The sequence below is a fragment of the Thermaerobacter nagasakiensis genome, assembly GCF_055396825.1.
In genome coordinates, this window is the sequence record NZ_AP043740.1 from 2,111,294 (window position 1) to 2,124,547 (window position 13,254).

Sequence of the window (13,254 nt, forward strand, 5' to 3'; positions counted from 1 at the left end):
TTGCAGCCGCACCGCTGCCGGGACCCTGGCGGTCCCAGGGGCATCCCGCAGCCGCAGGGCCGTTCAGCCGCGGCCAATGTCCAGCGCCCGCAGGGCCAGGGTACGGGCCGCGGCGAAGACCGCCACATTGGCCTCGTAGGCCCGGGTCGCCGCCAGCAGGTTGACCATCTCCGCCAGCGGGTCCACGTTGGGGTACGCCACATAACCATCCGCGCCCGCGTCGGGATGGGCCGGGTCGTATACCAGCCGGGGCGGCGAGGGATCGGCGACCACGGCCGCCACCTGGACCCCGCCGGGGGCGGCTCCGGTCCCGCCCGGACCCGCCGCTCCCGGACCGGCTACGGGCGGCACCGGCCCACCCGCTACGCCCGCCAGGGGGGGGCGTGCCCAGCCGGCCGCGGCACCCGCCGCCGGCACCGGCCCCGGCACCGCACCCCGTTCCCGGAGGATCCGGGCGAAGGGCGTCGCGCGTTCCTCGAAGACCGGCACCAGCCGGCGGTAGGGCCCGCCCTGGGGGGTACGGGTGGAGTCCACGTTGGCCAGGTTGCTGGCGATCAGGTCCAGGCGCAGCCGCTGGGCCGTCATGCCGCTGGCCGCGATGTCGAAGGTGCTGAACATCCCGCCCGCCACCGCTTACCGCCTCCCCTCGGCGATGACCGTGCGCAGCAGGGCGATGCGATCGGACAGCTGCCGCACCAGGGCCTGATAGTGGACGCCGTTTTCCGCCAGCCGCGCCATCTCCGCGTCCAGGTCGACGTTGTTGCCGTCGTTGCGCAGGGAGGAACCGGTCTCCCGGTATACCGCTACCGCCGGATCCCCCGGCGCCCACCGGCCCGGCAGGTGGCCTGGGTGGGTGAGGGACAGGGACGGCGGGCCACCGGGTACGGCAGGCCCTGCCGCCACCCCGCCCGCGCCGGCTGCCCCCGCGCCCCCGGCCCCGGTGGCTGGTGCGGCCGCCACGGCCGGTTCGGCCCCTCCGGTCCCGGCGGTGCCGGCGGCCCCGGCTGCCCACCCCGCGGCCTGGCCTCCCGCCGGCCCGCGACCGGCCAGCGCCGCCTCCAGAGCCCGGGCGAAGTCCAGGTCATACCGCTTGTAGCCGGGCGTCTCGGCGTTGGCCACGTTCTGGGCCAGCAGTCGCTGGCGGAGGGCCAGGACCTCCAGCCCGGCAGCCAGTTCATCGTTGACGCGCCCCCACACGGGTCCATCCCCTCCCGCCGCTGGAAAAGAAAGCCGCCCGCGGCGCGCCAGGCACCACGGGCGGACGAGAGGATTGCCAAGGGTCCACCGCGCGGCGTTCGGCAGTCCGGCCGTCATAGTCCCGTGCTGGCGGGACCTTAGACCCGTGACTTTGCGAACCTGCCTTTCGACAGGGGTGCCTTTGTCGCTGCCGCGGGGGGTGGCCGCGCCCCGGCCTGTGCAACCGGGACAGAAACCGCGGCTCACCCCCGAAGCTTATTCAGTTGTAGCGGCTTTCCAGCCGGCACTGGTCGACATGATTCTGCACCGAACTGGTCATTCCTTCTATCCGCGACAAAAAATTTGGGACCCGGGTCCTGGTTTTGGGTCCCTCTTGCGACAGGGTGGGTTTTGCCAGCCAGGATCGCTTGCCCTGGCTCCTTCGCTTGCCCCCGGGGGGCGGCCGGTCAGGATTTCGCCCGCGCAGGCCGCCTGGGGCTCGCCGCCGGCTCCCCGGCCGGCCCCGGACTCCCGGCGCCGCCACCAGGGGGCAGGGCCCTCAGAGGATGTACCGGCTCAGATCCTGATCCTGGAGGACTCCCTCCAGCCGCTGGCGGACGAACGCAGCATCCACCACCACCTTGCCCTGGAGGGCGTCCGGGGCGTCGAAGGCCACCGGCTCCAGCAGCCGTTCCAGCAGGGTGTGCAGGCGCCGGGCTCCGATGTTCTCCGCCTGCTGGTTGGCCCGGGCCGCCATGTCCGCCAGGGCCTCCACCGCGTCCGGGGTGAACTCCAGCTCCACCCCGTCGGTGGCCAGCAAGGCCTGGTACTGGCGCAGCAGGGCATTGTCCGGCTCGGTCAGGATGCGCTTGAAGTCGTCCCGGGTGAGGGGCTGCAGCTCCACCCGGATGGGGAACCGGCCCTGCAGCTCGGGGATCAGGTCCGAGGGCCTGGCGATGTGGAAGGCTCCCGCCGCGATGAAGAGGATGTGGTCCGTGCGCACCGGGCCGTGCCGGGTCATCACCGTGGAGCCCTCGACGATGGGCAGGATGTCCCGCTGCACCCCTTCCCGGGAGACGTCGGGCCCGTGGCCCCGCTCCCGGCCGGCGATCTTGTCGATCTCGTCGATGAAGACGATGCCCGCCTGCTCCGTGCGCCGGATGGCCTCGGCCACCACCTGGTCCATGTCGATCAGCTTCTGGGCCTCTTCCTGGGCCAGCACCTCCCGGGCCTCCCGCACCGGCAGGCGGCGCCGGCGCTTGCGCCGGGGCAGCCAGTCCTTGAGCAGGTCCTGCACGTTCAGGGTGACCTCTTCCAGGCCCGGCCCGCCCAGGATGTCGACCATGGGCGGCGCCTGGTCTTCCACCTCGATCTCGACCACCTGGTCCTCCAGCTGCCCGCTGCGCAGCCGCGCAGCCGCCTCCTGGCGGCGCCGGCGCCAGTCCTCCTCTTCCTCGGGCCGGGCGGGCTCGGCCGGACCCGGCATCCCGGCCCCCAGGGACCCCAGCAGCATCTCCCAGGGCGACCCGGCGCGCTGGGGGCGCCGCCGGGGCGGCGGAACCAGCACGTCCAGCAGGCGGTCGTCGGCCGCGGCCCGGGCCCGGTCCTCGACGGCGGCCACCCGCTCCGCCTTGACCATGCGGATGGCCGTCTCCAAGAGGTCCCGGATGATGGACTCCACGTCGCGGCCCACATAGCCCACTTCGGTGAACTTGGTCGCCTCGACCTTGATGAAGGGAGCTCCCGTCAGCCGGGCCAGCCGCCGGGCGATCTCCGTCTTGCCCACCCCGGTGGGGCCGATCATCAGGATGTTCTTCGGCGCCACCTCGTCCCGCAGGTGCGGCGGCAGCTGCTGCCGCCGCCAGCGGTTGCGCAGGGCGATGGCCACCGCCCGCTTGGCCTCCGCCTGGCCGACGATGTACCGGTCCAGCTCCGCCACGATCTGGCGGGGGGTCAGCCGGTCGGGTTCCCACGCGGCGCCCTGGACGGCTCCCCGTTCCACGGTCGTCCCTCCCCCTGGCGGGTGGCCGCCCCGATCGGGCCGGCCCCCGGCCCGGGCCCGTTGCTCCCGGCCCAGGCCCGTGCGGCTGGAGTACGGCGAGAGTACGGCGAGAGCACGGCTAGAGCTCCTCGATCACCAGCTGGTCGTTGGTGTAGACGCAGAGCTCGGCGGCGATGCGCATCGCCTCCCGGCAGATGGCGGCGGCATCCAGTTCCGTGTGCCGGGCCAGGGCCCGGGCCGCCGCCAGGGCGAAACCGCCGCCCGACCCCACCGCCACGATCCCGTCGTCGGGCTCGAGCACTTCCCCCGACCCCGACACCAGCAGCAGGTGGTCGGCGTCGGCCACCACCAGCAGGGCTTCCAGGCGGCGCAGCAGCCGGTCGGTGCGCCAGTCCTTGGCCAGTTCCACCGCCGCCCGGACCAGCTGGCCGCCGTGTTCCTCCAGTTTCCCCTCGAAGCGCTCCATCAAGGCCACGGCGTCGGCCACGCTGCCCGCGAACCCGGCCAGCACCCGCCCGTGGTAGAGCCGCCGCACCTTGCGGGCCCGGTGCTTCATCACCATGTGCTGCTGCAGGGTCACCTGGCCGTCGCCGGCCATGGCCACCCGGCCGTTGCGGCGCACGGCCAGGATGGTGGTGCCGTGAAAGCGGGGTTGCCCCTCGCCCATGCGCTGATCCCTCGCTCTGGCCCGCCGGCCTTCCGGCTCGTGCTGGGGCCTGGTGACGGTGCCGGTCCGCCCTGCCGAAGGGCGCGGATCCGTTGCCCGCCGCGGGCGGCGACCACCCCGCCCGGGCGGCGCCGGGAACCCCGGCGGCGGGGACTACCCGGACGGCGACGATCCCGGCTGCAGCCCCTGGCGCCCCCCTGCCGGCCCGTACCCGGCGGGCGAACCGGGTGCGCCTGCCGAGGGCGGGGCGCCCAGGCCCTCCGGCTCCGGCGCCGCAGCCCCCGGTGCGGGGATGGCCGCAGCCGGGGCAGGGCGGGCCCGGGGATGGGCCTGCTGGTAGACCGCCCAGAGCCGTGCCCGGGACACGTGGGTGTACACCTGGGTTGCGGCCAGGCTGGCGTGGCCGAGCAGCTCCTGGACCGCCCTGAGCCCCGCGCCGCCGTCCAGCAGGTGGGTGGCGAAGGTGTGGCGCAGCAGGTGGGGGTGGGCCTGCAGCCGCGCCACCACCGCCCCCACCCGCCGCACGATGGCCTGGATGCCGCGGGGCGAGAGCCGGCCGCCCCACCGGTTGAGGAACACGGCCTGGGCATCGGCCGGCCGGCAGGGACGGTGCCGCCGGCCTTCCAGGAACCCGGGGCGCCCTTCCTCCAGGTACGCCCGGAGGGCTGCCGCCACCGGACCGGCCAGCGGCAGGATCCGCTCCTTTCGGCCCTTGCCGTACACCCGCAGCCAGCCGCCCTCCAGGTCCACGTCGTCCAGGTCGAGCCCGCTGAGCTCGGCCACCCGCAGGCCGCAGCCGTAGAGGAGTTCCAAGATGGCCCGGTCCCGCAAGGCCGCCGGACCCTGGCCCGAGGCCGCCGCCTCCAGCAGGGCCTGGGCTTCCTCCGGGGTGTACACCCGCGGCAGCCGCCGCCGGAGCCGCGGCGTGGCCAGGCGGGCGGCGGGACTGGCCGACAGCCAGCCCTCCCGCACGGCGTAGCGGAAAAGGCCCCGCACCGCCGCCAGCTTGCGGGCGACGGACGCCCGGGCCAGGCCGCGTTCTTCCAGATGGGCCAGCCAGCGGCGCAGGTCACGGCCGCTGACGCCCGCCAGGGCCGCCGCCCCGACGGGCGGCTCCAGGCCCAGGAAATCGAGCCAGCCTGCCAGATCCCCCGCGTACGCCTCCACCGTGCGGGGGGAAAGACCCCGCTCCAGGCGCAGGTGATCCAGGTAGGCCTCCACCACGTCGGCAGCCGGGCGGGAACCGGCAGGGATCCGGGTCACGGTCTCACCGCCCGGGCACAGGCGCCGGGTCACCGCCCGGGACCGCCGGCCCCGGCACGGTCTCGGGGAGCCGGGCGGGGGCAAACCGCTCCAGCGCGGCCAGGGCCCTCTCGGCCATGAGCAGCTTGCGGCGCCGCGGGTCCCGCACCCGCCGCTCCAGGGGCGGCAACAGGCCGAAGGCGATGTTCATCGGCTGGAAGTGGTCGGGATGCGCTTCGGTGATGTACCGGGTCAGGGCCCCATGGGCCGTCTCGGCCGGAAAGGCGACGGGTTCTTCCCCGCGCACCAGCCGGGCCGCGTTGATGCCCGCCACGATGCCCGTGGCGGCCGATTCGATGTACCCTTCCACGCCGGTGATCTGGCCGGCGAAGAACAGGTCGGGGCGCTTCCGCGCCTGCATGGTGGGCTTGAGCACCTTGGGCGAGCAGATGAAGGTGTTGCGGTGCATCACCCCGTACCGGGCGAACTCGGCGTTCTCCAGGCCCGGGATCATGCGGAAGACCCGCTTCTGCTCGCCCCACTTGAGGCTCGTCTGAAAGCCCACCAGGTTGTACAGGGTGCCGTAGCGGTTGTCCCGGCGCAGCTGGACCACGGCGTAGGGCTCCTTGCCCGTGCGGGGGTCGACCAGGCCCACGGGCTTCAAGGGCCCGTAGCGGAGGGTGTCCGGACCCCGGCGGGCCATCTCCTCGATGGGCAGGCAGCCTTCGAAGAACAGGCCCTGTTCGAAGTCGTGGGGCACGTGCTTTTCCGCTTCGACCAGGGCCTGCCAGAAGGCCTCGTACTCCTGCCGGGTCATGGGGCTGTTCAGGTAGTCGTCGCCGCTGCCCTTGTCGTAGCGGGACGCGCGGAACAGCTTGGACAGATCCAACGACTCGTAGGTGACGATGGGCGCGGCGGCATCGAAGAACGCCAGGTACTCCTCGCCGGTGAAGGACCGGATCCACTTGGAGAGGGCGTCGGAGGTCAGGGGTCCGGTGGCGATGATCACGGGACCTTCCGCGGGCGGCTCCGTCACCTCTTCCCGCACCACCTCGATCAGCGGGTGGGCGGTGATGGCCTCCGTGACGCGCCGGGCGAACTCCTCCCGGTCGACGGCCAGGGCGCTTCCTGCCGGAATGGCGCTGGCGTCGGCCGCCGCCATGATCAGGCTGCCCAGCCGCCGCATCTCTTCCTTTAATAACCCCGGCGCCTGGTCTAGCTGGTTCCCCCGCAGGGAGTTGCTGCAGACCAGCTCGGCCAGCTGGCCCGTGTGGTGGGCCGGGGTGGATTTCACCGGCCGCATTTCGTAAAGCCGCACCGGAATGCCCCGGCGGGCGACCTGCCAAGCGGCTTCGCTGCCCGCCAGGCCGCCGCCGATGACCGTGACTCGTTCCGCCATGCTCAACGCCTCCCCGCCCCGGCACCGGCGCCGGCGGTCTCGGCGGCCCCTTCCCGCTGGTAGGTGCACTGGGGGTTGGCGCAGACCAGGCGCACCCCCTGGCGGGACCGCTTCTCCACCAGGAAGGTGCCGCACTCGGGGCAGGTTTCCGCCGTGGGCCGGTCCCAGGTGGTGAAGTCGCACTCCGGATAGTTGCTGCACCCGTAGAAGACCCGGCCCTTGCGGGACCGGCGCTGCACCATCTCCCCGCCGCAGCGCGGGCAGCGGGCGCCGGTCTTCTCCACCAGGGGCCGGGTATTGCGGCACTCGGGAAAGCCCGGGCAGGCCAGGAAGCGTCCGTAGCGCCCGTGCTTGATCACCATGCGCCGGCCGCACTTCTCGCAGATCTCGTCCGTCTCCTCCACGGGCAGGGCAACGCGCTGGATCTCCCTTTCCGCCCGGGCCAGGGTGGCGCTGAAGGGCTCGTAGAAATCCCGGACCACATCCTCCCATTCCCGCTGGCCCTCTTCGATGCGGTCCAGGTCGGCCTCCATGCGGGCGGTGAACTCCACGTCCACGATGTCGGGAAAGTGCTCCTTCAGCAACGCGGTGACCACCCGGCCCAGCTCGGTGGGCCGGAAGCGCCGGTCTTCCTTCACCACGTAGCCCCGCTCCTGGATGGTTTCGATGATGGGCGCATAGGTGCTGGGCCGGCCGATGCCCTTTTCCTCCAGGGCCCGGACCAGCATGGCCTCGGTGTAGCGCGGGGGCGGCTGGGTGAAGTGCTGCTCCGGCCGCAGCTGCTTGAGCGCCAGGGCATCGCCCTCTGCAAGGTCGGGGAGCATGCCCTCCGCCTCGTCGCCCTCCCCTTCGCCCCCCTCGTCCCGGCCCTCCACGTAGAGCTTCATGAAGCCCGGGAACTTGACGGTCGAACCGGTCGCCCGGAAGCGGTGGGGACCGGCCCCGATCTCCACGGTGACGGTATCCAGCACCGCCGGGGCCATCTGGCTGGCGACGAACCGCTCCCAGATCAGCCGGTAGAGCTTGTACTGGTCGGGCGTCAGATCGTCCTTGATGGCGTCGGGTTCCCGGGCCACCGACGTGGGGCGGATGGCCTCATGGGCATCCTGGGCCTGTGCTGCCCGCCGCCCCGCCTGCTTGCGGGGCGCCGAGAACTCGGCGCCAAAGCGCGCGGCGATGTAGGCGGCCGCCTCGTCCAGGGCCTGGTCGGCGATGCGGGTCGAGTCCGTACGGATGTAGGTCACCAGACCCACGGCGCCCTCGCCCCGCAGTTCGATCCCTTCGTACAGTTCCTGGGCGATGCGCATGGTGCGGCGCACGGTGAACCCCAGCTTCCGGGCCGCTTCCTGCTGCAGGGTCGAGGTGGTGAAAGGCGGCGCCGGGTTGCGCTTCCGTTCCTTGCGTTCGACGCCCAGGACGGAGAAGGGCCGCCCCTCCAGGTCGGCCAGCAGGCGGTCGACGGTGGCCCGGTCAGGTAACTCCTTCTTTCCCTCGGCGTCGCCGTAATAGCGGGCGGTGAAGGTCTCCCCGCCCGGCAGCCGCTCCAGATCGGCCTCCAGGGTCCAGTACTCCTGGGGCGTGAAGGCCTCGATCTCTTCCTCCCGGTCGACGATGAGGCGCACGGCCACCGACTGGACCCGGCCGGCGGAGAGGCCGCGCCGCACCTTCCGCCACAGCAGCGGGCTCAACTTGTAGCCCACCAAGCGGTCCAGCACCCGCCGCGCCTGCTGGGCGTCCACCAGGTTCTCGTCGATGGGGCGCGGCTCCTTCAGGGCGCGGCGCACCGCCTCCCGGGTGATCTCATGGAACACGATCCGGCACGGGGAGCTCTCGTCGATGTCAAGAAGCTGGCAGAGATGCCAGGAGATGGCCTCGCCTTCCCGGTCGGGGTCGGTGGCCAGGAGGACCCGGTCCACCTGGCGCGCCTGCTGCCGCAGCCGCTCGATGAGCTTGCCCTTGCCGCGGATGGTGATGTAGTGGGGCGTGAAGTGGTCGTCAATGTCCACCCCGAGCTGGCTCTTGGGAAGGTCCCGCACATGGCCCATGGAGGCCTCGACGGCATAGTCGCGCCCGACAAACTTCTTGATCGTCTTCGCCTTGGCCGGCGACTCGACGATGATCAGCGTCCTGGGCAATGGGATCACACTCCGGCGCCATGGCGCGTTGCAACTTAGTGTAGCACTGGCACGGGAGGGGCGGCAACGCGCAGTGGCATTTCCTGGTGACGCCTTCAGGACGAGCCGGCAGCCCCGGTCCAGGGCGAGTCCGGCCAGCCTTGTCCGGCCAGCACCGCCTTCACGTCCTCCAGCCCGGCCACCGGCGGTGCCCCTGCCCGCAACAGCTCCAGGATCCCCTGACCCTGGCGCCGCGTCACGGGACCCGGCACCGCCATCACCGCCCTGCCGGCATCGAGGGCCAGATCGGCGGTCACCAGAGCCCCGCTGCGCGGGGCGGCCTCCACTACCACCACGCCGTCGCACAGGCCGGCCAGGATGCGGTTCCGCTCGGGGAAGCGGAAGGCCTCCGCCGGCGTCCCCGGCGGGTACTCCGACACCAGCCAGCCCCGGGCCGCCACCTGGGCCGCCAGCGGGCGGTGCTCCTCGGGATAGACCCGGTCGGGCCCGTGGCCCAGGACGGCCACCGTCACCCCGCCGCCGGACAGGGCCCCCCGGTGGGCGGCGCCGTCGATGCCCACGGCCAGGCCCGACACCACCACCCAGCCCGCCGCCGCCATGTCGGCGGCCAGCCGGAAGGCCACCTGGGTCCCGTACGCCGAGGCCTTGCGCGAACCCACCACGGCCACCCAGGGCACCGCCTGGGAGGGCAACCGCCCCCTGTAATAAAGGATGAGCGGCGGATCGGCCACCTCGCGCAGCCGCCGCGGGTAGGCGGGATCTTCCCAGCTCAGCCAGTGAACGCCAACGGCTCGCGCCCTTCCGGCCAGCACCGCGGGATCGGTGCGCCGGCGGGCCTCCAGGGCCCGCTCCAGCACGCCTGCCGGCGCGGCGCCCACCTCGCGCCAGGCGGAATCGGGGGCCTCCCAGGCCGGTACCGGGCCGCCCAGCGCTGCAGCGAGCTGCCGGGCTCGCTGCCGGCCGAGACCCGGCAGGGCGAGCAGGCCCATCCACGCGTGGGCAGGGTCCACGGGCCATTCCTCCTAGGGTTGGCGGATCGTGCCGGATTGGCGGATCTTTTCGGCCAGGGTGTCGTGGGACTTGTCCCCGCGGCCGGCCTGCGCCCCGGCGGCCTGCGCCCCGGCGCCGGTGCGTGCGTTCGGTCTACCGGGCCGGTTCTTCCAGGGACACGGCCCAGAGGTCGGCCCCCTGGGGGAAGGGCGAGGGGACGAACCCGCGCACTCCCGGCTGCACCGCCCAGACCGCCACGGGGTGGTAGAGGGGCAGGCCCGCTATCGCCTCCAGCAGGGTGCGGTCGAGCCGTGCAGCCGCTTCGCCCCGCCGGCGTCCCGAAGCCGTCAGCAGCTCACCCAGGGCCTGCCGGACCGCCGGATCCTGCGCCGCGGCCGGCCCGCCGTCCGCCCCGCCCAGCCAGGGCAGGAAGACGGCCTCCGGGTCGGGATACTCGGCCCACAGGGTCCGGGGTGCCAGGTGATAGGGCGCCCGCCGGCCTGCGGCCGGGGGAAAGTCGGCGTAGGCCACGGTGGCCACATCCAGTTCCAGGCCGGCCCGGCCCAGCAGGTAGTCCAGGCGCCCCGACACCGCCGCCCAGAAGGGATCGCCGGGCTGGAGCCAGCGCAGCGTGGTACCGGGCTTCAGGCCGGCCCGCTCCAGGGCGGCCCGGGCCTCCAGAACCCGATAGGGCGGAAGCACCGGCGTGCGCCGGAAGCCCGGCCAGCCGGGCGGCAGCCAGCCCTCGGCCAGGCGGTAGCCGCCGGGCGCCAGGCCGGCGATCAGGGTCTCGCGGTCGGTGGCGTAAGCCAGGGCCTGCCGCACAGCGGGCCGGTCCAGGGGCGGCCGGGCCCCGTTGACGTCGATCCAGACCGTGGCCGGCAGGTCTGCCGGCCACTGGGGTCCCGCCCACCCCCGGGCCGCCAGCTCCCGCACCTCGTGGGGCAGCAGCCGGATGGCGGAGAGCCGGCCGGCGGCAAAGGCGCCGAGGACCTGGGAACGGGGACCGCCGGCCACCAGCCGTACCTCGTCCAGGTACGGCCGGCCCCTGTAGTAGTCCGGAAAGGCCGCCAGCCGCAGCTCCCGGCCCTCCTGCGCCACCAGCCGGAAGGGGCCCAGCCCCACCGCTGGGAAGGCACCGCTGCCGGACGCCCGGACCGTCTCGGCATCCAGGACGGCGGCCCCCGGCGTGGCCAGGCGGTACATAAAGGCCGGCCGGGGCCCGCTGAGGCGGATTTCCACCCGATCGGGCCCCAGCGCCCGGATGCCGCGGATGGCGGGAGCCTGTCCCAGCCGGTATTCAGAAACGCCCTCCACCCCTTCCAGGACCCAGGCCCGCGGTGCAGGATGCCGCGGATCGGCCAGCCGTGTCAGGCTGAAGACCACATCCGCCGCCGTCAGCGGTCTCCCGTTGTGGAAGCGCAGGCCGGGGCGAAGCCAGAAGACGTACCGCCGGCCGCCGTCGCCCACTTCCCAGCGCCGCGCCAGGGCCGGCCGGATCTTCCCGTCGGGGCCCAGGCGGACCAGGCCCTCATAGAGCAGGGAGGCCACCCGGACCTCCACCTCGGACCGGGCGCGGGCCGGATCGAGGGAGGCGGGCAGAGCGGGCACGCTCTCCACCCAGCGGCCGCCAGGCTGCCCGGGCGGCCGCTGGCCTGTGGGCTGGGCCGGGCCCCCGCCCCACCAGGCCAGGGCAAAGAGCAGTACCACCGCGACGACCAGCGTCCACCGCCAGCGCCCCGGCGCCATGGATCCCACCTCCGCCGCCGGGGCATGTATACGCCCTCCCCTACCGCCCCATGCCCCGGCCCCCTGCCACCGCGCCGGGGGTTGCCATTGTTTACCTTTATACCATATAATTACATCACGCGAGCACCGTGGTCAAGGGGGAGGTGAGGCCCGTGCCGGATACGGAGGAGGCGGTGCTCCCCGCCCCGGAGAGCCGGGGGGCGTGGGAGGCCGGAGAGGGCGGCGGCCCTCCGCCTTGGGCCTTTGGCGCATCCACCATCCTGGGCCTGGCCTGCACCGGCTGGCGCGCCATGCCCGTGCTGGTCGAGACCGTGGTCGACCGCGGCCTTCCCCACTTTGTCGTCGTGGGGTTGCCCTCGACGGCGGTGCGGGAGGCGAGAGAGAGGGTCCGGGCTGCCGTCCGCGCGTCGGGCCGGCGCTTCCCCCTCCACCGCATCACCGTCAGCCTGAGCCCCGCCGACCTGCCCAAGGAAGGCACGTCCCTGGACCTGGCCGTCGCCTTGGGACTGCTGGCGGCCAGCGGTCAGGCCCCGGCGCCCCCGCCGGGGTGGGCCGTCTTCGGCGAGCTGGGGCTGGACGGATCGGTGCGGCCGGTGCGGGGCGCCCTGTCCATGGCCGTGGCGGCCCGCCAGCAGGGAGTGACCCACCTGGTCTGCCCCGCCGCCAACGCGAGGGAGGTGGCCCTCTTGCCCGGGATCCGGCCGCTGCCCGCCCGGCGCCTGGACGACCTGCTGGACTGGCTGGCGGGACCCGTCCTGCCTCCGCCGGTACCGCTGCCGGAAGCCGCTGGCGACCCCGGCGCTCCAGGCCCCCCGGCGCCCCTGCCCGACCTGGCGTCCGTGCGCGGCCAGCCCTGGGCCCGCCGGGCCCTGGAACTGGCCGCCGCCGGCGGGCATCACCTGCTGCTGCTGGGCCCGCCTGGGGCCGGCAAGACGCTGCTGGCCTCGTGCCTGCCCGGCCTGCTGCCGCCGCTGGACGGCGAGGCGGCCATCGAGGTGACGGCCATCCACTCGGTGGCCGGCCAGCTCCCGCCCGGCGCCGGCCTGATCCAGCGCCCGCCGCTGCGCGCACCCCATCATGCCACTCCGGTGGCCGCCATGGTGGGCGGGGGCAAGGTCCCCCGGCCCGGCGAAGCCAGCCTGGCCCACCGGGGCGTGCTGCTTCTAGACGAACTGGCCGAATTCCGCCGGGAGACCCTCGAGGCTCTGCGGGAGCCGCTGGAGGCGGGCCATGTCACCGTGGCGCGGCTGGCCGGCGCCGAGCGCTTCCCCGCCGCCTTCCAGCTGGTCGCTACGGCCAACCCCTGCCCTTGTGGCCAGCCCGGTGGCCGCTGCCACTGCTCGGAGCGGCAGGTGGCCCGGTACCGGCAGGCCCTGTCGGGCCCCCTGCTGGACCGCATCGACCTGCAGGTCCGGGTCCGGCGTGCCGCCCTGCCCCCCACGGCCGCCGCCCCGAGGGAGGACTCCCGGACCGTGCGGGAGCGGGTCGAGGCGGCACGGCAGCTCCAGGCCCTCCGGTTCCACCGGCTGGGCCTGAGCCACCCGCGGGGACAGCCGCCCGTCAACCGCTGGCTGGAAGCGGGCGACGCGGCGCGCTGGGCCCCCATGGGGCCTGCGGCCCGGCGCCTGCTGGACACCCTCTACCGGGATGCGAGCCTTGGCCTCTCCAGCCGGGGGCTGGTCAAGGTGCTCCGCGTGGCCCGCACCGCGGCGGACCTGGAAGGCCGCGACGAGGTGACGGTGGATGATATCGAACTGGCGGCGGAGTTCCGCTTTCCACCGGGATGGTGAAGACCGGCCCCGCCCACTCCCGCGGTCCCTGTGCCCGTAGCCCGGCAGCCCGGCGTCTCCGGAAGACAGAACCGGCCCCCGCCCCGCCAGCTGGGGGCATCCGC

The 13,254-nt window shown here is 73.8% G+C and carries 10 protein-coding genes and 1 riboswitch; of the genes, 1 reads left to right on the forward strand and 9 read right to left on the reverse strand.

What is annotated here, in order from left to right; translation table 11 throughout:
- Positions 1-63 precede the first annotated feature (63 nt).
- The 9 genes from flgC to ACZ5T9_RS09070 all read right to left on the reverse strand — a co-directional run bounded on the left by flgC (position 64) and on the right by ACZ5T9_RS09070 (position 11,360).
- Positions 64-630, reverse strand: coding sequence for a flagellar basal body rod protein FlgC (gene flgC / locus ACZ5T9_RS09030; RefSeq protein WP_464832704.1), 567 nt, complete (start codon positions 628-630; stop codon positions 64-66).
- 3 nt (positions 631-633) lie between these two features.
- Complete coding sequence (locus ACZ5T9_RS09035) at positions 634-1,197, reverse strand: flagellar basal body rod protein FlgB (RefSeq protein WP_464832705.1); 564 nt, start codon at positions 1,195-1,197, stop codon at positions 634-636.
- Positions 1,198-1,294: 97 nt separating this feature from the next.
- Positions 1,295-1,387: riboswitch (cyclic di-GMP riboswitch) on the reverse strand.
- A gap of 348 nt (positions 1,388-1,735) precedes the next feature.
- A complete protein-coding gene (gene hslU, locus ACZ5T9_RS09040; protein ID WP_116901551.1) occupies positions 1,736-3,178 on the reverse strand; it encodes an ATP-dependent protease ATPase subunit HslU in 1,443 nt (480 codons plus the stop codon).
- A 118-nt stretch (positions 3,179-3,296) separates the two neighbouring features.
- A complete protein-coding gene (gene hslV / locus ACZ5T9_RS09045) occupies positions 3,297-3,845 on the reverse strand; it encodes an ATP-dependent protease subunit HslV (RefSeq protein WP_464832707.1) in 549 nt (182 codons plus the stop codon).
- Positions 3,846-3,998: 153 nt separating this feature from the next.
- Positions 3,999-5,108: a tyrosine recombinase gene (locus ACZ5T9_RS09050; RefSeq protein ID WP_464832709.1), complete on the reverse strand. Its 1,110-nt coding sequence runs from the start codon at positions 5,106-5,108 to the stop codon at positions 3,999-4,001.
- 4 nt (positions 5,109-5,112) lie between these two features.
- Positions 5,113-6,486: an FADH(2)-oxidizing methylenetetrahydrofolate--tRNA-(uracil(54)-C(5))-methyltransferase TrmFO gene (trmFO, locus tag ACZ5T9_RS09055; protein WP_006904980.1), complete on the reverse strand. Its 1,374-nt coding sequence runs from the start codon at positions 6,484-6,486 to the stop codon at positions 5,113-5,115.
- Between the two features lie 2 nt (positions 6,487-6,488).
- Entirely contained in the window at positions 6,489-8,621 is a 2,133-nt protein-coding gene (topA, locus tag ACZ5T9_RS09060) for a type I DNA topoisomerase (RefSeq protein WP_464832711.1), read from the reverse strand.
- A 95-nt stretch (positions 8,622-8,716) separates the two neighbouring features.
- Positions 8,717-9,631 carry a DNA-processing protein DprA gene (dprA, locus tag ACZ5T9_RS09065; protein ID WP_464832712.1) on the reverse strand — a complete coding sequence of 305 codons (915 nt, stop codon included), beginning with the start codon at positions 9,629-9,631 and terminating at the stop codon, positions 8,717-8,719.
- Positions 9,632-9,764: 133 nt separating this feature from the next.
- The gene (locus ACZ5T9_RS09070) at positions 9,765-11,360 is read right to left on the reverse strand and encodes an ABC transporter substrate-binding protein (RefSeq protein ID WP_464832713.1); all 1,596 of its coding nucleotides are present in this window, start codon (positions 11,358-11,360) and stop codon (positions 9,765-9,767) included.
- A gap of 152 nt (positions 11,361-11,512) precedes the next feature.
- On the opposite strand from ACZ5T9_RS09070, the gene ACZ5T9_RS09075 reads away from it, so the two are divergent.
- Complete coding sequence (locus tag ACZ5T9_RS09075; protein ID WP_464832715.1) at positions 11,513-13,150, forward strand: YifB family Mg chelatase-like AAA ATPase; 1,638 nt, start codon at positions 11,513-11,515, stop codon at positions 13,148-13,150.
- Positions 13,151-13,254 lie beyond the last annotated feature (104 nt).